19 protein-coding genes and 4 pseudogenes are annotated in these 19,112 nt (G+C 60.1%); 14 read left to right on the top strand and 9 right to left on the bottom strand.

Features of this window, described 5'->3' with window-relative positions; translation table 11 throughout:
• Positions 1–191: 191 nt before the first annotated feature.
• Positions 192–521, bottom strand: a pseudogene (locus tag AC13EK_RS13830) (IS3 family transposase); the annotation flags it as partial.
• Between the two features lie 409 nt (positions 522–930).
• Complete coding sequence (locus AC13EK_RS13825; RefSeq protein WP_125990010.1) at positions 931–1,125, bottom strand: HU family DNA-binding protein; 195 nt, start codon at positions 1,123–1,125, stop codon at positions 931–933.
• Positions 1,126–1,359: 234 nt separating this feature from the next.
• Here AC13EK_RS13825 and AC13EK_RS13820 point away from each other — a divergent pair, with 234 nt between their 5' ends.
• Complete coding sequence (locus tag AC13EK_RS13820) at positions 1,360–1,656, top strand: integration host factor subunit alpha (RefSeq protein WP_125990018.1); 297 nt, start codon at positions 1,360–1,362, stop codon at positions 1,654–1,656.
• 388 nt (positions 1,657–2,044) lie between these two features.
• Here AC13EK_RS13820 and AC13EK_RS13815 read toward each other — a convergent pair whose 3' ends face one another.
• Positions 2,045–2,653: a DUF4142 domain-containing protein gene (locus AC13EK_RS13815; RefSeq protein WP_125990016.1), complete on the bottom strand. Its 609-nt coding sequence runs from the start codon at positions 2,651–2,653 to the stop codon at positions 2,045–2,047.
• A gap of 429 nt (positions 2,654–3,082) precedes the next feature.
• On the opposite strand from AC13EK_RS13815, the gene AC13EK_RS13810 reads away from it, so the two are divergent.
• The 3 genes and pseudogenes from AC13EK_RS13810 to AC13EK_RS13800 all read left to right on the top strand — a co-directional run bounded on the left by AC13EK_RS13810 (position 3,083) and on the right by AC13EK_RS13800 (position 4,348).
• The gene (locus AC13EK_RS13810; protein WP_063975890.1) at positions 3,083–3,517 is read left to right on the top strand and encodes a DUF488 domain-containing protein; all 435 of its coding nucleotides are present in this window, start codon (positions 3,083–3,085) and stop codon (positions 3,515–3,517) included.
• Positions 3,518–3,775: 258 nt separating this feature from the next.
• Complete coding sequence (locus AC13EK_RS13805) at positions 3,776–3,973, top strand: hypothetical protein (protein ID WP_318276919.1); 198 nt, start codon at positions 3,776–3,778, stop codon at positions 3,971–3,973.
• A 100-nt stretch (positions 3,974–4,073) separates the two neighbouring features.
• Positions 4,074–4,348 (top strand): annotated as a pseudogene (locus tag AC13EK_RS13800) (HU family DNA-binding protein).
• A 333-nt stretch (positions 4,349–4,681) separates the two neighbouring features.
• On the opposite strand, the gene AC13EK_RS13795 reads toward AC13EK_RS13800, so the two are convergent.
• Positions 4,682–4,996 (bottom strand): hypothetical protein, encoded by a 315-nt coding sequence (locus AC13EK_RS13795; RefSeq protein ID WP_206434221.1) that lies wholly within the window; start codon positions 4,994–4,996, stop codon positions 4,682–4,684.
• 464 nt (positions 4,997–5,460) lie between these two features.
• Here AC13EK_RS13795 and AC13EK_RS13790 point away from each other — a divergent pair, with 464 nt between their 5' ends.
• The 7 genes from AC13EK_RS13790 to AC13EK_RS13760 all read left to right on the top strand — a co-directional run bounded on the left by AC13EK_RS13790 (position 5,461) and on the right by AC13EK_RS13760 (position 10,738).
• Complete coding sequence (locus AC13EK_RS13790; RefSeq protein ID WP_483022244.1) at positions 5,461–5,613, top strand: hypothetical protein; 153 nt, start codon at positions 5,461–5,463, stop codon at positions 5,611–5,613.
• Between the two features lie 639 nt (positions 5,614–6,252).
• A complete protein-coding gene (locus AC13EK_RS13785; RefSeq protein ID WP_063975889.1) occupies positions 6,253–6,765 on the top strand; it encodes a hemerythrin domain-containing protein in 513 nt (170 codons plus the stop codon).
• Positions 6,766–6,871: 106 nt separating this feature from the next.
• The gene (locus tag AC13EK_RS13780; protein WP_063975888.1) at positions 6,872–7,852 is read left to right on the top strand and encodes a TIGR03557 family F420-dependent LLM class oxidoreductase; all 981 of its coding nucleotides are present in this window, start codon (positions 6,872–6,874) and stop codon (positions 7,850–7,852) included.
• A 327-nt stretch (positions 7,853–8,179) separates the two neighbouring features.
• Positions 8,180–9,241: a DUF3182 family protein gene (locus tag AC13EK_RS13775; RefSeq protein WP_483022243.1), complete on the top strand. Its 1,062-nt coding sequence runs from the start codon at positions 8,180–8,182 to the stop codon at positions 9,239–9,241.
• Entirely contained in the window at positions 9,238–10,035 is a 798-nt protein-coding gene (locus AC13EK_RS13770) for an alpha/beta hydrolase family protein (RefSeq protein WP_017503586.1), read from the top strand. The genes AC13EK_RS13775 and AC13EK_RS13770 overlap by 4 nt, the downstream gene beginning before the upstream one ends.
• A gap of 62 nt (positions 10,036–10,097) precedes the next feature.
• Positions 10,098–10,541, top strand: a complete 444-nt coding sequence (locus AC13EK_RS13765) for a pyridoxamine 5'-phosphate oxidase family protein (protein ID WP_125990004.1) — start codon at positions 10,098–10,100, stop codon at positions 10,539–10,541.
• Positions 10,541–10,738 (top strand): hypothetical protein, encoded by a 198-nt coding sequence (locus AC13EK_RS13760; RefSeq protein ID WP_017503584.1) that lies wholly within the window; start codon positions 10,541–10,543, stop codon positions 10,736–10,738. The genes AC13EK_RS13765 and AC13EK_RS13760 overlap by 1 nt, the downstream gene beginning before the upstream one ends.
• 34 nt (positions 10,739–10,772) lie before the next feature.
• On the opposite strand, the gene AC13EK_RS13755 is transcribed toward AC13EK_RS13760, so the two are convergent.
• Complete coding sequence (locus tag AC13EK_RS13755) at positions 10,773–11,414, bottom strand: class I SAM-dependent methyltransferase (RefSeq protein ID WP_483022242.1); 642 nt, start codon at positions 11,412–11,414, stop codon at positions 10,773–10,775.
• A 373-nt stretch (positions 11,415–11,787) separates the two neighbouring features.
• Here AC13EK_RS13755 and AC13EK_RS13750 point away from each other — a divergent pair, with 373 nt between their 5' ends.
• Positions 11,788–12,354: a hypothetical protein gene (locus AC13EK_RS13750; RefSeq protein ID WP_017503581.1), complete on the top strand. Its 567-nt coding sequence runs from the start codon at positions 11,788–11,790 to the stop codon at positions 12,352–12,354.
• Between the two features lie 241 nt (positions 12,355–12,595).
• A complete protein-coding gene (locus AC13EK_RS13745) occupies positions 12,596–15,421 on the top strand; it encodes a PAS domain-containing protein (RefSeq protein WP_206434220.1) in 2,826 nt (941 codons plus the stop codon).
• 65 nt (positions 15,422–15,486) lie between these two features.
• On the opposite strand, the gene nhaA is transcribed toward AC13EK_RS13745, so the two are convergent.
• The 3 genes and pseudogenes from nhaA to AC13EK_RS13730 all read right to left on the bottom strand — a co-directional run.
• The gene (gene nhaA, locus AC13EK_RS13740; protein WP_483022241.1) at positions 15,487–16,854 is read right to left on the bottom strand and encodes a Na+/H+ antiporter NhaA; all 1,368 of its coding nucleotides are present in this window, start codon (positions 16,852–16,854) and stop codon (positions 15,487–15,489) included.
• A 68-nt stretch (positions 16,855–16,922) separates the two neighbouring features.
• The gene (gene istB, locus AC13EK_RS13735; RefSeq protein WP_483022240.1) at positions 16,923–17,783 is read right to left on the bottom strand and encodes an IS21-like element helper ATPase IstB; all 861 of its coding nucleotides are present in this window, start codon (positions 17,781–17,783) and stop codon (positions 16,923–16,925) included.
• Positions 17,780–18,271, bottom strand: a pseudogene (locus AC13EK_RS13730) (Mu transposase domain-containing protein); the annotation flags it as partial. The pseudogene AC13EK_RS13730 and the gene istB, both read right to left, overlap by 4 nt.
• A 3-nt stretch (positions 18,272–18,274) precedes the next feature.
• On the opposite strand from AC13EK_RS13730, the pseudogene AC13EK_RS13725 reads away from it, so the two are divergent.
• Positions 18,275–18,544 (top strand): annotated as a pseudogene (locus tag AC13EK_RS13725) (IS21 family transposase); the annotation flags it as partial.
• A gap of 54 nt (positions 18,545–18,598) precedes the next feature.
• Here the strand turns inward: AC13EK_RS13725 and AC13EK_RS13720 are convergent.
• On the bottom strand, positions 18,599–19,112 hold a 514-nt coding region (locus AC13EK_RS13720), incomplete at its 5' end, for an IS6-like element IS6100 family transposase (RefSeq protein ID WP_483022239.1).

Genomic DNA, 19,112 nt, shown 5'->3' with positions numbered 1-19,112 from the left:
CGCCCTTCAACCCAGCAAACCTCTCGATCCCACGCGATGAAAAAGACGCTACGATCCCGCGCGACCTGATTACGTGGAAAATCCGCAAGCAGGTGCGCGCTCGGGAATGCAGGCGCTCAATGAATAGGATGGGCTAAGGCGGAAAGGACCTCATCATGTCGAAGGCTCTTGAAATCGAACATAAGAGTTTTCTAGACGCCTTCTGCTTTCAAAATCTGCTGCCGTTCGAACTGTGCGGGGGACAGCATCCCGTTCCTGACCTGCTTGCGGACCGGATTGTAGAACATCTCGATGTAATCGAACACGTCCTGCCGGGCTTCATCGCGTGTTTTGTAGGTCCGGCGCCTAATGCGCTCACGCTTGAGCGAAGAGAAGAAGCTCTCGGCGACAGCATTATCATGGCAGTTTCCCCGGCGGCTCATGGAGTGTTCCAGATTGTGAGCCCTGATGAATGCAGTCTAGTCCATGCTGCTGAACTGCGAGCCCTGGTCGGAATGGATGAGCACGCGGGTCTTCGGCTTACCCACGGGTTCCCCCCGATTATGCGGTCAAGAAGCGGGCGGAGGCGCAAGCAGTTGGCCTCGGATTGCGAATTCGATCGAAGAAACGTCGCAGGTTATGATCGACGGGGGGCCTTCAACCTGGAAGCCGCGCGGTGCTGCATGCATAGGGAGTCTGGCGAAGGTGTTGCCGTATCGACCCGCGGCGTTGAACCGGACCTCAACCGCGTCGAGGCCAACGGTGTCTACCTGCTCGGCAATAGCGGCAGCGGCCAGCGCAGGGTGGATTTCCGCGAACTCGGCTCGGAGAGGCGCGTAAGGGGGGCTGGCCATTTGGCGGAAATCTGCATGGGCTAGCTCATCCCGGTCCCGACGACTGGACTGCCCGCGTCTACGAGCCCGAGATCCAGCGCAGGTGGGACAATCTAACCTAGGCGGTCGGCCTGCGTTCGCGGGCCGCGCTCTGCTTCACCTTGAACTCGCCGAAACCCGCAATCCCGACTTCCTCGTCGCGCGCCGTTGCATCGGCAATGGCGGAGAGCGCTGCGTCGATGATCTTCTTCACCTCGGCCTTGGTCGCGCCCTGCTGGGCAGCGACGGTTTCGGCAAACGCATTTCCGGTCATATCACCCTCTCAAGAAAATGCGGAGGAAGCGGCCTGGAAAAAAATCTGCCTGGCTCGAGCGGCGATGGCCGTGCCTAACCCCCGTTCCTTTCCGTCGGTGGCGCGTTCCAGTCTGGAACGATATCGAAATGAGTGGATCTATTTGCCTGAGTTGATTGTTAAATTGCTCGATCTCAAACACATCTGGATGCGGTACTTTGTCCGATGGACGGGGGGCAACGAGGGGGAATGGCGATGACCGACATTGGGACACTGACCCGCGCTGATCTGGCAGAGAGCATTAATCATCATGTCGGCTTGTCCCGCGCAGAGGCGGCGGCATTGGTCGAAGCGATATTGGAGCATCTTTCGAGCGCACTGGAGCGCGGCGAGAATGTCAAAATATCGGGTTTCGGTACCTTCCTCCTGCGTGATAAGAATGCGCGCGTCGGCCGCAATCCCAAGACCGGGGCCGAGGCGCCTATCACGTCCCGCCGGGTCCTGGCCTTCCGGGCGAGCCAGACCGTGCGCAAGCGTATCGCATCAAGTTGATCCCGATCGAACACAGTACCCGATGCGGTGCGCAATTGTCTTCACCGGACGGCGTGGAGCGTCGCCAGATTTGAGCCTGGCGGGTGCCTACAGAGCCCATCGCCTATGTCGCACGCGTGATGGAGTCGCGCGAAGGGCAAGGAGATAGCCCGACAATCCAGTGCGATGCCGGTAACGGCAATTGTGCAATGGGCCCGGCAAGCGCTGCGATAAGGCAGACAAGCGCGGTCGGTCGGCAAGCAGGAGCCAAGGCCGCTCCGGCCATGAAAAGGCCCCCGACAGACATGCTGGCGGGGGCCCCCGGAAGCCTACGCAATGAAGGCGATGTCGCTATGTCATCTCATTGTTCGTAGACAGGATCAACGCGGCGGGCGAAGGCGGCGTTCCGTCAGTCCTTGTCGAGCGCCCTGGCGCTTGAAAGATGCTTCTCGACGACCGGCGCTATCTCGCCCGCTGCCTGCTTGAGCGAGACGACGTTCCCGTCCGCGGCATATTTGCGCATCAGGTCGAGGGCATCCTCATGGGCATCGACCTGGCCATCGATATATTCCTTGTCGAACGCAGCGCCCTTGAGCGTCTTCAGCTCCGCCAAATCTTCCGCCTGGTCCTTGGTCAGTGTCGCATCGGGCGTAATCGCGGGACTGGCCGCCTTGGCCGCGGCCTTGATCTTTGCGGTCGATTCCGTGTGGGCGGCGACCATCATCCCGGCAAATGCCTTCACCTGGGGAGACTGGGCATTTGTCGCTGCCAGCTTGGCGGCTTCTATCTCGAAGGCATCGCTTTTGGCGACCGCGTCCGCGAATTCCTGGCCGGTTGGCGTCGTCCTGAGAGCCTGCTTCGCATTGTCGATTGCGTTGCCGGTGGAATTGAGAGCGCCCGAAACGGCAGCACCGGTATCGTTAAAAGCGTTATCGGCCTTTTGTTCGGCTTTCGGGCTGCAAGCGCCAAGCGCAAGGGCCGCTATCGGTGCGACACTCATCCACAGATGATTTCTCATGACATCCTCCTCTTTGGGTGTTGCCCGAACGCCCGACGACTGACCGCCGTTCCTCTGAGCGCGGCAATGAAAAAGCTGTGCTTGAAAATGCCGGAAGATTGATCCGGTCATCGCTCCAGCGAAGAGGACAGAAGCGAAAGGGCAGGGCGACCATGCCATTCATGATGGCGCGATCAGATAAAAGCCCGCCCGGCATGCGCCGGGCGGGCAGTAGCAGGCTGGAAATCTCCGGTCGATGATCAGCAGATACAGGCTTGCATGTGAGCCGCCTTGTATGGGTCGGAGAAGATCAGGCGATTTCCATTAAGGAATGCTGATCTTTCATGCTCGCCTGCGGTGAGGCCGCTTTGGATCGGCCACCCATCAGGAACTCGCCTGTCCGGGATCGATTGATACGCTGATAGAGGCAATGACCGAGGCGTCCCGCTCATGAAGATTTTCACCATCGGCTATGAGGGAGTAACCCAAGCACAGCTGATCGAGGCGCTCAGAGGAGCGGGCGTTGAAGTCCTGGCCGATGTGCGGGCCGTTCCGCTGTCGCGCCGCCCGGGATTTTCGAAGAATATCCTTGCAGCCGGACTGCGCGAGGCGGGGATCGAATATGCCGGCTTCAAGGCGCTTGGCACCCCGCCGGCAGGTCGCGAAGCGGCGCGCAAGGGGCAGCATGCGCGTCTGGCGGAACTCTATGCGGGTCAGCTCGACCTGCCCGAGGCGATTGTTCAGGCAGCGCAACTGGTCGAACTGGCTGCGGAGCGCCCCACCGCGCTGCTCTGCTTCGAGCGCGATCCTGCAGGCTGCCATCGATCCCTGTTGATCGATGCCGTCCTGCCAGACGCTGATCAGGTTGATCTCTATCCAGGCTAATGACGGCATTTGGCAACCAATGCGTGCCGGAGCGGGATTCTCGTCGGTAAGAAAGTTCAGATCTGTTGGCGGCTAGGGAGAAGCGCGGGCGGGAGGCTGCTTTGCCCTTCACCATGATCTTGTCCGATGTCGGGAACCCAAGCGGCCGGGCGGCCTTATAGCGGCATGCGCACCCCATCATCCCTGTCCCTGACATTCGATTGCTGGAGCCTCGGGCTCGAGGCTTGCTCCGTCGTCGGCATGCGGCTTCCCCGACTCATGGCCGGCAATGCGGCGGCCATGGCTGAGCCGCAATTGATGGTCAGGGAGAAAGTGGAGGCAGCAGCGCTGCTGCAATGGAAGTTCATGACCGGAAGCCTTGGCACCTCGCCGCCTGCGATGATGACCGCATCAGTCACCCATTATCGCAAGGCGGTTCGCAGGAATCGGCGGCGATTGGTGCGGCCCGGCAAATAAGGAGCGAGGCGCAGGATTGTTTCGCAATCAGCATATTCCTCACTCGACCGCCGCCGGCATGCTTGGCAAGCAGCGTGCTTCCAAAGCAGATGAGGGTGCCATGACCGGAAATGAACTGATCGAAGCCGTCGCTACCCAGCAAGGGCCACCAAGTCGGATGTGAAGAAGATCATCGACGCGGCACTGGCCGCGATCTCCGACGCGGCAGCCCGGGGCGAAGAGGTCTCGATCGCAGGCTTCGGCAAGTTCAAGGTGAATCAGAGCGCGGCCCAGGTGGGCAGGATTCCCCGGACGGGCGACCCAATGACGATTCCGGCGTCGCGCAAGGTAGGGTTCCAGCCAGCCAAGGCGCTCAAGGACAAGGTCAACAGCTGATCGCGGCGCGCCGGCGTATCCCGCAGAGGCTTGTGGCAATGGGCTGGCATTGACTGCGAGGCTGCGCCTGGCGCACGCCGTGGCAAGGGTGAACCTTGCTAGGAGCAGATCAAGGGTCCGCCCCCGGCTGGAAAAATCAACTCTTGCCCCGCCTGCCTTCAGGCGGGTCGCTTTCACTCTGAAAAGGCAGGCGGGGCATCCAGCAGATTGGCGCAGTCCATGCCGCCCCGCTGGATGAGTTTGGCTGTTACCAGCGAAATGTGAATCCACCCGGCAATGGCTTGAAGCCATCGAGTCGACCTCGGCCGGCCACCCACTGCAGGCAGGCCGAGGTCAACCGAGAGGGTCGAAAAACCCTGCACCGGATGATGCAGGGCCAGTCGGGTCGCGCAAGCCATGGAGACTTGCCAGGGAATAACCGATTGATCGATCATTGTTTCCACGAAATGATAACGCAATCGAAATTTTTTGCGTTTTGCATTTTGCATGAAAATATTGGGAGGTGGGCACGATCACCATCTCCTGCCAGCCAGCGCCCGGATAGGCAGCCTTGCGGGCATCGACCTCGCTCTGCTGCTCGGCCCAGAAAAGATCAGGCGAGGCGAAATAGCTGTCCTCGCTGAACAGGTGGGTCGACGGCACGTTCAAAACCGGCAAGGTCGAACAGCGGATGGTAGGCAGCGAAGGACTGAATCGCCAAGGAGCCACGCCTTCAACTGGTGGCGGTTTGGCGCGCGGGCGTCGGAATCATCGTAGAGGGCCATCGCAGTCGATGCGATGTTCTTTGACGAACATCAGTTCAGCAGCGAAAATCAGTTATTTTGAAGTCGTACAGGATTGCTGGATGTGAGGTATTAGAAGCAGATCTTGATAGCTGCCCGCTATGATACCCCGTTCGAGTGATTTCGCCCGTTCATCGAACTGCTATCTCAATCGAGCGACCCGACGATTGTCTTCACGATCGAACGTTCACTGACCCTGCCAGAAACGGCAGGGTCTTTTCTTTGCGCGAACGGTGCCGTGTCGCGCCGGTGCCGTTCCCACGCCGCTCCATTTGGACGCGACCGCCAACTCGATCAGTGCTAGGTTGCTTGCTGAAAGGAGTCGTCAGCATGGATGATCACCTCAAAGCCGCCGCTGCCGCCGCGGCAATGACCGACATGGAACTGATCACGGTCTGGAACAGAATCGAGGATTGGGACGAGTTGACCACCCAGGAAACGGCAATCCAGGACGAGATGGAGCGGCGCGAGATCGATATCTGATGCGCAGCGGTCCCGACATGATCCTGACCATCGAGGCCATTGTATTGCCTGCGAGATGATCATCAGCGCCGCTGCCGGGATCGTCTGCCTGAAACTGACCCCACCGCCCGCGCGACATCGTTTTTCGAGGTAGATGCTGTCCTGGCGCTAGGCATCCTGTGCGGGGCGTTGTTCGCGACCCTCGTGGGCTTGATGCGATAAGATCCGGAACAAATGCGTAAGGAGCCTTGTTCTTCTCGTTCCTCTGACATTCAGGACGACACTACCCGGCCGGCGTTGGTGGGGTATTTTTTAAGGCAGATATTTGAAACCCAACGACCAAAATAACCGTGATGGATCGACCCTGGTTCTCAAGATTGAAGCCGTGCTTCTGGCAGCCATGATGATCGGATCCTCGGCCGCCGGCCTTTACAGCCTTCTGTAACGTCGTCGCGCCGATCGGCGCGCAAATCTGTCTTTCGGCACCAAGGCAATTGCGTGACGATCGGCCCGCATTCATCGAGATTTTCCCCAATGAACCGCAGGCCAAAGCGTACGTCCCTGATGCAGATTATTGAGATGGATCAGTTTAAGCAGCTGCCGGAACCGATCGTCTGTTTGCGGCTTCCTTAGCGGATAAAATCACTGAGGAGACCTGTCATGGCCAAGGCCGAATATAGTGATGCCATCGCCCTTCTGAAGGCCGATCATCGCACGGTCGAAGCGCTTTTCGAGCAATATGAGAAAGCCGCTTCAGCAACGAAGAAGGGCGATATCGCCCACCAGATTTGCACCGAGCTCAAAATCCACACGCTCATCGAGGAAGAGATTTTCTATCCCGCGTTCGAAGGCAAGATCGAGGCTGACACGCTTGAAGAGGCCTATGTCGAGCATGATGGTGCCAAGGTGCTGATCAATGACATCGAGGCTGGCTCGACGCAGGACCGATTCTTCGACGCCAAGGTCAAGGTTCTCTCCGAAGAGATCAAGCACCACGTCCATGAGGAAGAAATGCGCGGTGAAGGCATGTTTGCGCAGTGTCGCGATACCGATGTCGACCTAGTGGCTCTTCGGGATCTGATGCTTGCACGCAAAGAAGCATTGACTGCCCAGGCGAAAGCCGGAGGCCTGCCCGCCGCCAAGCCAACCGCGGTCAACCTGATCCCCGCCTGAGCAGGATCCAGAATGACGAAAAGCAGACGTTGGATAGCGGCGCCGACCGATACCGCGGCCCGCACAAGGTCGGCTGCAACATCTCGAGCGCTACGAGGAACAGCCCATGCCGAAGTTCGGATATAAGCTGATGACGGAGGAGCACGGGCCGAAGGTGCTCGTGGAAAATGCGATCCGCGCAGAGAAAGCGGGGTTCGATTTCGTCTCCATTTCGGACCATTTCCACCCCTGGCTCGAGTCACAGGGCCATGCGCCATTTGCCTGGAGCGTCCTTGGCGCCATCGCCCACGCTACAGATCGCATTGGCATCGCGACCGGCCTTACCTGTCCGATCCTGCGCTATCATCCTGTCATCGTCGCGCAGGCGGCGGCCACTATTGCGGTCATGAGTGACAATCGTTTCACCCTGGCGGTCGGCGCGGGTGAACGCCTGAACGAACATGTCACAGGCGTCCGGTGGCCGTCGGTGCCCGAGCGGCACGAAATGCTGGGTGAGGCGATCGACATCTTTCGCCTTCTCTGGAAGGGCGGCGTTCACAGCTGGAATGGGACGCATTTTGTTGTCGACCACGCCCAGCTTTATGATCTTCCGACCGAGCCTATCCCGGTCGTCCTGGGCGTGAGTGGCCCATCCTCCGTCACACTCGCCGCTGAAAAGGGCGATGGCATCATGACGACCGCACCAGATGGCGATCTCGTGAAGAGTTATGAAGCGAAGGCCGGCAACCCGAGCCCCCGATATGCCGAGGCGGTCATTGCCTATGCGCCGAGCACCGAGCAAGGGCTGGACATAGCTCATGACAGGTTTCGCTTTTCTGCCTTCGACTGGTCGGTCAACAGTGAGGTTCCTTCCGTCCAGGGCTTCGAAGCCGCAAGCCAATATGTCCGGCCTGAGGACCTGGCCTCGAAGGTTTCGGCTGGCCCGGATGTCCAGACCCACGTCCAGTTGATCTCGAAATATGTTGATGCTGGCTTCGACCATATTGTGTTGACCTGTCCTGGCGACGACCAGGCAGGCTTCATCGATTTCTTCGAACAGGAGTTGAAGCCAGCCCTGTCGGGTCTGGAGAAGGAACGGTCCCGATGACGTCGCCCCAGGATCGGGAGATCGAAGGGGCGCTCGATGTTGCACGGGAGTGAGAAGGCGATGCGTTCTCGAGAGAAGATGGGCCTCTATCCAGCGTCCCCGCCACCCGTCGACGCAGTCTGTCGCAAGGCAGAGGGCCTTTGCCGGCGGTGGAGCGACACCAGGCCCACGGCGCGCATTCGGTGCGTAAGGCACGTGGATATAAACCTGCGACGCAGGGTTTTTGAAATATCTGCCTGACGGCAGCTGCTCCAGGATCTGAGAGGTTCAATGGCCAGTTCGCATCTGACCCGTCTTGTGAAAATTTATCCCACCCGGTCCGGGGCCATGAACAACGAACATGACAGGGTCGCAAGAGCCGAGCTTGCGCGAAGGATAGCCCAGCTTGGTCGGGCGACATTCGTCGATAACGCCCCTGCGCCAGTCTCCGAGCCGGATAATGATCCGCAGGACACGCTCTTCATCCCGACCGGCACGATTGACCTGGAAATGGCGCGCCAACTCGGTATCCGCAACGAAAGCCAGATTTACGGCGGCGTGGTTCCGCATGGCTTCGTCGGAAGCAAGGTCATCACGCATCCGGTTTTTCCAGGCCGTAACGAAGTTCCTGAGGGATGGCTGCCCGAACTGGGCGCCGCTCTTGCGCCTTATGTTCTTACTGGCTGGTCCGCGTTCAGTGTTGATGCTGTGCGCGAAGCGAGTCTCGACATGCTTCGCAATGGTTCGATCCGTCTGAAGGAGGTTGAGGCGACGGCGGGGCTCGGACAATTCGTCGTCACTTCGCCAGGGGAGCTGGAAGAAGCGATCGCGCAGCTCGATGCGGAGGCTATCGCGCGTAACGGCGTCGTGATCGAGGAGAATCTCGACAATGTCATCACGTACAGTGTGGGCATGACATGCCTTTTTGGAGAGATCATCTCCTACTGGGGCACCCAGCGCCTTGCCACCAACAACGAAGGCGCCACCGTCTATGGAGGCTCGACCCTGCATGTGGTGAGGGGTGGCTTTGAACAGCTGGCAGGCCTCAGCCTGGCCGACGATCTGCAGCAGGGGATCGAAAAGGCGATCGCATATGATGCGACCGTCTCGAAATTCTACCCGGATTTGATGGCCTCTCGTCGCAATTATGACGTCGCCGCAGGCATGAATTCTTCCGGGGAAACGCGCATCGGTGTTCTTGAGCAAAGTTGGCGGGCGGGCGGTGCAAGCGGCGCCGAGATAGCGGCCTTCGAAGCCTTTGCACGCGATCGCGAGTTGTCAGCGGTGACATGCGCCACGATGGAAATTTATGGTCATCTTGACGCCGCGCCGGAGGGTAGCATCCTCTATTATAGCGGTATCGATGCGGTCGCGGGACCGATCACAAAATATGCAATGGAGCTGGAATGACGGGCAGCCAGATATGTTTTGACGTCGAGGGGGAAAGTCTGGACGCGACCATCCTGTCACCGGACAAGCTCGTTCCTGGCATTCTCTTCATCCACGGATGGGGCGGTTCGCGCGATCAGGACATGGTTAGGGCCGAAGAGATCGCGCAGTTGGGCTGTATCTGCTTCACCTTTGATCTGCGGGGCCATGCCCGGCACGCCGAAGAGCGCAACCGGGTGACGCGCTCTCATGGTCTTGCCGACGTCGTGGCTGCCTATGATTATCTCGTCGGTCAGGACCAGGTCGATCCATCTGCCATTGCGGTCGTCGGAACAAGCTATGGCGGCTATCTCGCCGCGCTCCTCACTGCCGTCCGCCCGGTCAACTGGCTCGCCTTGCGCGTCCCTGCTCTCTATCCTGACGAACATTGGGATGTCCCCAAGGCGATGCTAGACCGCGATCTTATCAATGCCTATCGGGCTCGCTTCCGCACGGGTCGCGAGGACAAGGCTCTGGCGGCTTGCGAGCAATTTGCGGGCGACGTGCTGATCGTCGAGTCAGAGCAAGACGACTATGTGCCGCACGCGACAATCAGCTCCTACATGTCCGCGTTCCACAACAGTAATTCCTTGAGCTACCGCATCCTCAAAGGCGCTGATCACTCGTTGCGGGACGAAGGGTGTCGGCGCGCCTACAACCAGTTGCTGCTGACCTGGATCGAGGAAATGGTCCGTGGCGGCCGCCGGCCGTCGACAAGCAGTCATCAGGACGCCGGAGAGCTTCCTGCCCAGGCCTACAAGCTGGCGGACCGATAACATCTTCAGACAGCTTGGCCCGATATGCCTTGCCAAGCGTTGAGGATGCAAAGGAGAGAGCCATGTCATTGTCGCTTGAAGATCTGTCGCGAAAGATGAAGGAAATCGATTTCGCGATGCTTGCCACCCACGCCGCAGACGGCGCGATCGGATCGCGTCCGATGAGCAACAACCGCGAAGTCGATTATGATGGCACTGCGTGGTTCTTCACTGACGAAACTGCGCTGATGGTCTCGGAAATCGAGACCAATCCGTCAGTCAATCTGAGCTATCAGGGCAAGTCTGGCTTGCTCGGCCATCCGCCTTTCTTCGTTGCGGTCGAGGGGCGGGGCGTCTTGATCAGGGATCAGGCTCAATTCGACGCACATTGGACAAAGGGGCTGGAACGCTGGTGGCCGCAGGGCACCCAGACCCCCGGACTTGTTCTGATCCAAGTGATCGGCAAGCGCGCCCATTATTGGGATGGCGAGGAGGAAGGCGAAATCCTGCTTGAGGGCACCCGTTGATGGCCCCTGACGAAAAGCCGTCCGCGCGCCGGCTGGGAAAAGCCGGCGCCTTTATCGTCGGCATCATCATCGCCATTTTCATCGTCATATTTGTCGGCAGAAACCTGTGGCATGGCGACGAGCTGGAGCAGGATCAGGCGGTCGGCAATAATGTCGCTACCGAGCATACCGGTCCATCCTATAATCAGCGGCTCTGAGGCGAGCCGGGCAGCGGAAAGCCGCGCCGGCCGCTCACTGCGCCATGGCCTGATTGGGCTCCGATGCCCAGAACAGGTGGCAGGGTGGTATATTGCGCCATTCATATGCGGCCCGCACCGACCCATATCGGTCTTCGAGCAGCGGGCGCACGGCGGTCCGCATCTGATAAGCCATGAAGAGTCCATGTGGGCACAGGAGTTGAGCGCTGCGATCAATGATCTGCGTCGCGGCGTCTGGCTCGAGTGTCGAAAAGGGCAGCCCGGAAATGATGCAATCGGCCTTAGAAAGGCCGTGACTGGCCATGATATGCTGCACATCTGCCGCCGATCCGGTCACGACGTGCAATCGTTGGTCCGGGATTGCCGAGATCAGATGGTCGGTGAAAGACGCGCTGGTGTCGATGGCGATCAGCCTGGCATGGGACGGGAGGCGAGTGAGAATGGCAGCGGTGAACGCGCCAGTCCCCGGTCCATATTCCAGCATCGTCGTCACACGAGACCAGCCGATGCCGTGCAGCATCCGGTTTATCAGCCAATGCGAAGCGGGAAATGATGAGCCGACCATGGTCGGGCTTTTGAAGAATTCAGCGGCGGCGACAAGCCGGGCCTTCAGATCACTTGTTCGTGCATGAGATCGGGAAGCGGGGTAAAGGGCGGCTTCTTGCACATCGGCCATATCTGCTCCTCAACATTGTCTTTGCTCTTAAAGCCTCCCGAGACGTTTGTAGTTTCAGCGCCCGCGGCAAAAATCGCGCTTAACAGGATCAATCTCCAACATGATTTCTCATGTGTATCCGAGAATTGCTGATGACGCACGCGACAGAGGCGCGGTGAGAATGGCGATGTGCCTTGCCTTGGAGCGTCAGGCCTTCGTTCTTCCATGGAGTGGCGGCCCCCACCGGACAGCTGGTCATTCAAGCCGGGCAGGCGAATGCGAGTTCCTCGCGAGACGACCGAAAGTTGATGGGCGCCACGGACAGATTTCGCTGACGAGCGGCAGGGAAGGACAGGGGCAGGAACGGAGGCGTCCGGACCGTGGTTTTCCCATAATGGCGAATCTGAAAGTCTTCCGTACCCCCGCCGGCTTCCATGATGCCTATGTAGCGGCGCCCAGCCAGAAAGCCGCGCTGAAGGCGTGGGGATCGGAGGCAGATCTGTTTGCGCGCGGGATCGCCGAAAAGGTCACCGATCCCAAGCTGATGGAGAAGCCGCTCGCCAAACCCGGCGTCGTCATCAAGGTGAGCCGCGGCAGTGCGGGTGACCATTTCGAGGCTGCTGAAACGCGATCTCCACCAGATCGCGGTCGCAGGAACACCAGAAGAGCAGCAAAGGAAGATCAGGCGGAAGCCACCGTTGCGCCTGTCGCCCGAAAACCCAAGAAGACGAACCCGCGGCCCAGCCGCGCGAAACTCGATGCGGCCGGGAAGGCGGTCGACCAGGCGTCCGCCAACCTCAAGGCGGGATTGGCGGACATAGACGCCCGGATGCGCGCTCTCGACGCCGAGCGCCGGACTCTGCAGGCAGAGGGCGACAAGCGCGTGACCAAGCTGGAGGCAGATCGCGATCGGGCGCGCAGGGAATATCAGGCCCGGCTGGAAAAATGGGCGAGAAGCTGATCCATCATGGCAGGTGCTTCAGCCAAGTCCATGTCAATTGGTCGAGCGACCGCATGATGTTGATCGCCGCGGTCGCATGGACATTCAAAGGCAGAAGCGGGCTCTATCTCTCATCGACCTCACCAATGTGGAGAAACCTGCCGCTCTTAAAATGGGTGGGCATGGCGTTGTCACTGCTGACAGGTCTGGAAGGGCGCATCGCCAGAATATATAGGGTGAAGGGCATCAGGAGCATAAGGCATTGGATCCGATCGAAAGTGACGCACCTACGCTCGACGAATTGCAGGCCATGGTCGCACGCGCGCGTCTTGATGGAGACCGGCTGAAGCTTGCTCTTGCAGCAGGCGCAATCGTCGGCACCTGGTTCTGTGATGTGCCCGCAGACCGCTTTACAGTTGATGAGGCGTTTGCAGAGGCTTTCGGCCTCGATCCTGCGACGGGACGCGATGGTGTCACACTCGAGAAGATTGTTACCACGGTCCATCCCGATGATCGCTCCGGTCTGCAGCGTGCCATCGAAGACGCGCTCGACAAAGGTGGCCGCTATGCACATCAATATCGCGTATTGCGCGCCGATGGTGAGTATCTCTGGATCGAGGCGAAAGGGCATGTCGTTCATGATGAAAGCGGCGCGCCGATAAGCTTTCTGGGTGTTCTTATCGATGTGGGCGACCGGCGTCGGCTGGAGGCAGAGCGCGACAGCGCTCGGGCGCTGCTAACGAACTTCGCCGATGCAATGCCAGGCGTCGTCTATGCGAAGGACCGCGACGGCAGGCTAATGATCGGCAATCACGGCACAAGCGAGCTGGTCGGCAAAGTTCCGCAGGATTATATTGGGCGCACTGATCTCGAGCTACTTGAGGACAAGCAGCAGGCTGCCGCGATCATGGAGACCGACCAGCGGATCATGGTCAGCGGTCGCTCGGAGCAAGTCGAAGAAAATGTGGACTTCCCCGATGGTCGACGCGCGATCTGGTTGTCTACCAAGTCACCTCTCAGGGATTTGGGCGGCGAGGTCGTTGGCCTTGTCGGCACGTCGCTCGATATCACCGAGCGCAAGGCGATCGAGGCCAGTCATCGGGAGATCGAGGAGCGCTACCGGCTTGCCATCGGTGCGACAAGCGACGTCATCTGGGATTGGCGGTTTGCCGACGGTCACGTCATCTGGAACGAAGCGTTGGGAACACGCTTTGGTCATGTGCAGGAGCAGACAAGCGCGCAGTGGTGGCTCGACCATATTCATCCTGACGATCGCGCGCGGATAGATGAGAGCATTCATGCCGTAATTGATCATGGCGGTTCAAACTGGACCGACGAATATCGTTTCCGTCGGGCTGACGGGAGCCATGCGTTCGTGCTCGATCGCGGGACTGTGCTGCGCAGCGACGATGGTGCGCCGATGCGCATGATCGGTGCGATGCTTGATCTGACGGAGCGTAAAGCCGCCGAGGCCGCGCTTGCGGCAAGCGAAGAACGGCTTCGCCTTGCGACGGAGGCAGCTGATATCGGTCTGTGGGACGTCGATCTTGTCGAGGATGTGCTGATCTGGCCGGCGCGGACCAAAGCCATGTTCGGCATTTCGCCGGACGTGCCGGTCTCGATGCGGGACTTCTATGCGGGCCTTCACCCCGATGACCTCGATGCGACGACCGCGGCCTTCGCGGCGGCCGCCGATCCCGGTCAGCGCGCGCTTTATGATGTTGAATATCGCACAGTCGGCAAGGAAGACGGCATCGTTCGTTGGGTCGCAGCTAAAGGGCGGGGCGTTTTCGATGATGTCCGCTGTGTCCGTGTTGTCGGCGTCGCGATCGACGTGACTGCCCGCAAGGCTGATGAAGCATTATTGCACGAACTCAATGAACGGCTCGAGTTGCGGGTCGCGCAGGAAGTGGCCGAGCGCACGAAAGCTGAAGATGCGCTGCGCCAGAGCCAGAAGATGGAGTCCGTCGGCCAGCTCACGGGCGGTATCGCACATGACTTCAACAATATGCTTGCCGTGGTTGTTGGCTCGCTCGATCTTTTGACTCGACGGCTGGGCGATGATGACCCCAGGGCGCGGCGCTATGTCGATTCGGCGATGGATGGCGCGCGCCGGGCGGCTCAGCTCACCCAGCGCCTGCTCGCATTCTCGCGGCAGCAGCCCCTCAAGCCCGAGTCGATCGACGCAAACAAGCTGGTTGACGGCATGTCCGATATGCTGCGCCACACGCTACCCGACATTCAGCCTGAAACGGTGCTTGCGGGCGGCCTGTGGCGGGCCTTTGCCGATCCTAATCAGCTCGAAAACGTGATTCTCAATCTCGCCGTCAACGCCCGCGATGCCATGGCCGGGGGAGGCAAGCTGATTATCGAAACCGCCAATTGTTACCTCGATTCGCGCTATGCCGAGGAGCTTATTGGTGTTCCGGCCGGGGAGTATGTAATGATCGCGGTGAGCGACACTGGCAGTGGAATGCCTCAGGAGGTCGTTGCCCGGGCGTTCGATCCATTCTTCACCACGAAGGAGGTCGGGCGAGGCACCGGCCTTGGCCTCAGCCAGGTCTATGGGTTCGTCAAACAGTCGGGCGGGCACGTGAGAATCTATTCGGAGGTTGGTGAGGGAACGACGGTCAAGGTGTATCTTCCCCGCCTCCTGGGCGCGGTCGAGGAAGTGGCAGGCGTCGCGATGGACGAAACATTGCCGCGAGGGGAGAGCCAGGAATTGATCCTCCTGGTCGAGGATGAGCCGGGTGTGCGGCAATTCTCGTTCGATGCACTCAGCGAGCTGGGATATCGCGTATTGGAGGCCGACGGGGCGGCGGCGGCTCTCACGCTGATCGACGCGCACCCGGAGATCACGCTGATGTTCACTGATGTCGTCATGCCTGAGGTCAATGGCCGCAAGCTTGCGGACGCGGCACGCAAGCGGCGTCCTGGCCTCAAGATTCTGTTCACGACCGGCTATACCCGAAACGCTGTTGTGCATAACGGTGTCCTCGACCCGGGTGTGCATCTCATAGGCAAGCCATTCACGGTCGAGGAGCTGGCATCAGCGGTGCGACGCGCAATCGAGGAAGATGCCGGCTAGAGGGTTCTGAGGTGGATCCGATCTGGCGAGGGCGTCCAACCTGCGAAACAAGAACGCGCATCGCGTCATGCCTTCGAGGTGGGCGGGATCGTTGCCAATGCCATCATGCCTATGGCACCCGACAGGATCGAGGAGACCAGCACTGCCAGGGACGCCTTGTCCAGCTGCTCGCCTCCGGGAAAGGCGAGCCCTGCGATGAACAGGGATATAGTGAACCCGATGCCGGCGAGGCAGCCTATCGCCGCTATCATGCGCCAGTCGACGCCCTCGGGCAGCCGCGCCAGTCCACATCGCGCCGCGATCCAGCTGAACGTGAGGAAGCCGAGCGGCTTTCCGACCGTCAATCCAATCACGATTGCCAGAGCCAGGGTCGAAGTCGCGGCCGTGGTGAGAAGATCCATGGATAGCCTTATGCGAATGTTCGAAAGCGCGAACAGGGGTAGGACGACATAGCTGATCCAAGGCGTCAGCGTGAGGATGAGACGCTCACCCGACTTGTCTGTTGCCCCCGTCATTTCGTGCAGAAATCCCAGTCGATCCTCCGCCCGACCCTGCGCGATCTCAGCCTCATGTTCATCCTCAGTCACCCGCGCCCGCTCGTGCGCTTCCTGGAACTGGTCTACCCGGTGCTGTACTGAAACAGCAAATTCAGACCTATCAAGTCGCGGGCGGACTGGAACCAGAAAGCCGATGAGCACGCCTGCGATGGTCGCATGCACGCCCGACTGGAAGATGCCGATCCAGACCAGCGCAGCCAGAAGCACGTAGGGGACGGAAGCCACCCAGTGGAGCCGACGCAGAAGGATGATGAGCGCGATCGCAAATCCCGCCAAGACCGCTCCCTCCCATGCGAAGTGGTCGGAGTAGCCAAAAGCAATAGCCAGGAGCCCACCAATGTCGTCGATGGCAGCGAAAGCGAGGAACAGGGCACGAACCCCTGCCGACAGGCGGGCGGAGAATAATGCAATGACTGACAGGCCGAAGGCCGTGTCCATGGTGATCACGATACCCCACCCCCGCGCAGCCTCAGTTCCGTCGGCGACTGCCAGGAACAGCAGGACCGGAACGATAAGGCCGCCGAGCGCTCCGACGATCGGGAAAGCGGCCGTCCGCCATCTGGTGAGAGCGCCGATGGTCAGTTCCCGCTTCACGTCCACGCCGATCACGATGAAGAACAGCGGCAAGAGCGCATGGTCGATCCATTCTGCCAAGCTGTGGCTGACCTTCGCCTCGCCGAAGGACAAGACCAGCGGCGTGTCCCAGAACCGCTCATAGGCACCGCTTATGGGCAGGTTGACGCAGAGAAGCGCAACGAATGTGGCGACGAGCAATGGTCCGCCGGTCACCTCACTGCCCGCGAAGAATGGCGCAAGACGGTCCAGAAAGGCCGCGTTAGCTGGACTGTGGTGAGCGCGAGCTTCTGATGCTGTCAACGGGCACCGAAGATTCCGCAAAAGTGGGCATCTAAAATTCCCTAGTTTGGCGGGATGGTTTCCGGTGATCAGCCGTGATGAAGATCGAGCTTTTCCTTTGCTGGCGGTCGGCCGCGCCGTTTCGGTAAGGGCGGCGGGTTGATGGATGGAGTTGTGCGCGCGTGCTCAGGCAGCAGGTCGGCGTGCTGTCGCATGCGATAGCTCGAGCCCTCGATCTGGACGACTACAGCATGGTGAAGGAGGCGGTCTAACAAGGCGGTGGCCACCACAGGATCGCCAAAGACCTCGCCCCATTCGGCAAAGCCGCGGTTGGATGTGAGGATCATGGCGCCCTTTTCGTATCGGGCGTTGACGAGCTGGAAGAACAAGTTGCCGCCGCCTGGCGTGACAGGGAGATATCCGATCTCGTCGACGACGAGCAGGGAGGAGCGGCACAAGAAGCGGATCCTTTCGCGCAACGTGCCCTCGCGTTCAGCCTTGGCCAGCGCCGCGATCAGATCGGCGAGCGGGATGAAGTAGACGCTCTTGCCTGCCTTCACGGCTTCGACTGCGAGGGCGGTCGCGATGTGGCTTTTCCCGGTGCCAGGCGGCCCCAGCAGATGCACGACCTCGGCCCGGTTGATGAAGTCGAGGCCGGCTAGCGCCAGGATCCGGTTGCGGTCGAGCGATGGCTGGAAGGAGAAGTCATATCCGTCCAGCGTCTTGATGATCGGCAGCCTGGCCATGCGCAGGGCCGCCTTGATCCTGCGGTTCTCCCGCAGCGACAGTTCTTCGTTCAGCAATATGTCGATCGCCTCAACGCCATCGATCTTGCCCTGCTCGATTCCGCGCAGGGTGGCGTCGAGCATTTCCAAGGCGCGCGGCATTTTGAGATGGACCAGACTGCGGCGGATATTATCGACGCGGGACGCGGCACCGCCATGGTTCATGGCCGTTCTCCCCGCGCCAGTTGGCTGCCGATCGCCTGATAGATCGCCAGAGAGCGCACAGCGACATGCTCGCCGATACGGCCAATGGTGATTGCATCCTTTGGGTGGTGATGACGCTTAGCGCCGCTGCCATTTGTCCGATGCGCAGGATCGATCCTGTACTGCCGGCGCCCCTCCAGGACAGGATGCTCGGCAATGACATTGCCCAGGTCGATGATCCGGATCTTGTCAGGCAGTTGCTGGATTTCGACGACGCGCCGGGAGCGGTCGGGGACGCTATAATAGTTGCCGCCGACAGAGACCATGCCGTCGTGGCTGACCCGGCGCTCCAGCTTCAGAACCGCGTCGAAGCGCCCCGCCGGGAGCAGCTGCAACTCAGGCTGCTCGGCGGCAAAGGCATCGGCGATGATCCGCTGCGTGGTGCCGTGGACACGGATGTTGGCGACGGTATCGAGCCAGTCGACCAGCTGGACGTTGAGATCTTCCAGATAACTCTGTTGCGCTGTCATATGCAGGCTTTTGAAACGATCGGCGGCGTCCCGATCGAGATCCTCTACGATCGCATGAAAACCGCCGTGACCGGGGAAGACGATCAGGGTCATATCATCTACAATCGATCATTGCTGGCTCTGGCGGGGCATTATCGCTTCGTTCCACGCGCCTGCCGCCCCTATCGGGCCAAGACCAAGGGAAAGGTCGAGCGGCCGTTCAGCTACATCCGCAAGGACTTCTTCCTGGGGCGGAGCTTCCGCAATCTGGAAGGCTCTGTTGCAAAGATTGGCGGCAGTCACAGGTAGGCTGTCGCTCTGCGCCGATCAGGCGGCTGCTGCGAAATGGTGGTTGAGCATGTCCATGGCCTCCGTCAGTGCCGAGGGCCCAATGCCGAAAGCTCTCTCCACAAGGCGCACCTCTCCCCTGATGCCGGGCTGCAGGCACCAGGGACGAGCCTGTCCTTTGCGCAGGGCTCGCATGACTTCGAATCCCTTGATCGTGGCATAGGCCGTGGGGATCGATTTGAAACCGCGCACCGGCTTGATCAGCATCTTGAGCTTTCCGTGATCGGCCTCGATCACGTTATTGAGATACTTCACCTGCCGGTGGGCCGTCTCCTGGTCCAGCTTTCCTTCGCGCTTCAATTCGGTGATCGCTGCACCATAGCTCGGCGCTTTGTCAGTATTGAGCGTGGCCGGCTTTTCCCAGTGCTTCAGGCCTCGCAGGGCCTTGCCCAGGAACCGCTTCGCTGCCTTGGCGCTGCGGGTCGGCGACAGGTAGAAATCGATCGTGTCGCCCCGCTTGTCGACTGCCCGGTACAGGTAGGTCCACTTGCCC

Source organism: Sphingobium sp. L-44 (genome assembly GCF_056859495.1).
The sequence above is the reverse complement of the archived record's forward strand: the minus strand, read 5'-3'. Positions and strand labels throughout refer to the sequence as shown.

Excerpts from the sequence above, each read along its gene's own strand:
- AC13EK_RS13825 (WP_125990010.1), bottom strand. The coding sequence starts at position 1,125 with ATGACCGGAAATGCGTTTGCCGAAACCGTCGCTGCCCAGCAGGGCGCG.
- AC13EK_RS13820 (WP_125990018.1), top strand. The coding sequence starts at position 1,360 with ATGACCGACATTGGGACACTGACCCGCGCTGATCTGGCAGAGAGCATT.
- AC13EK_RS13815 (WP_125990016.1), bottom strand. The coding sequence starts at position 2,653 with ATGAGAAATCATCTGTGGATGAGTGTCGCACCGATAGCGGCCCTTGCG.
- AC13EK_RS13810 (WP_063975890.1), top strand. The coding sequence starts at position 3,083 with ATGAAGATTTTCACCATCGGCTATGAGGGAGTAACCCAAGCACAGCTG.
- AC13EK_RS13805 (WP_318276919.1), top strand. The coding sequence starts at position 3,776 with ATGGCCGGCAATGCGGCGGCCATGGCTGAGCCGCAATTGATGGTCAGG.
- AC13EK_RS13790 (WP_483022244.1), top strand. The coding sequence starts at position 5,461 with ATGGATGATCACCTCAAAGCCGCCGCTGCCGCCGCGGCAATGACCGAC.
- AC13EK_RS13785 (WP_063975889.1), top strand. The coding sequence starts at position 6,253 with ATGGCCAAGGCCGAATATAGTGATGCCATCGCCCTTCTGAAGGCCGAT.
- AC13EK_RS13780 (WP_063975888.1), top strand. The coding sequence starts at position 6,872 with ATGCCGAAGTTCGGATATAAGCTGATGACGGAGGAGCACGGGCCGAAG.
- AC13EK_RS13775 (WP_483022243.1), top strand. The coding sequence starts at position 8,180 with ATGAACAACGAACATGACAGGGTCGCAAGAGCCGAGCTTGCGCGAAGG.
- AC13EK_RS13770 (WP_017503586.1), top strand. The coding sequence starts at position 9,238 with ATGACGGGCAGCCAGATATGTTTTGACGTCGAGGGGGAAAGTCTGGAC.
- AC13EK_RS13765 (WP_125990004.1), top strand. The coding sequence starts at position 10,098 with ATGTCATTGTCGCTTGAAGATCTGTCGCGAAAGATGAAGGAAATCGAT.
- AC13EK_RS13760 (WP_017503584.1), top strand. The coding sequence starts at position 10,541 with ATGGCCCCTGACGAAAAGCCGTCCGCGCGCCGGCTGGGAAAAGCCGGC.
- AC13EK_RS13755 (WP_483022242.1), bottom strand. The coding sequence starts at position 11,414 with ATGGCCGATGTGCAAGAAGCCGCCCTTTACCCCGCTTCCCGATCTCAT.
- AC13EK_RS13750 (WP_017503581.1), top strand. The coding sequence starts at position 11,788 with ATGGCGAATCTGAAAGTCTTCCGTACCCCCGCCGGCTTCCATGATGCC.
- istB (WP_483022240.1), bottom strand. The coding sequence starts at position 17,783 with ATGAACCATGGCGGTGCCGCGTCCCGCGTCGATAATATCCGCCGCAGT.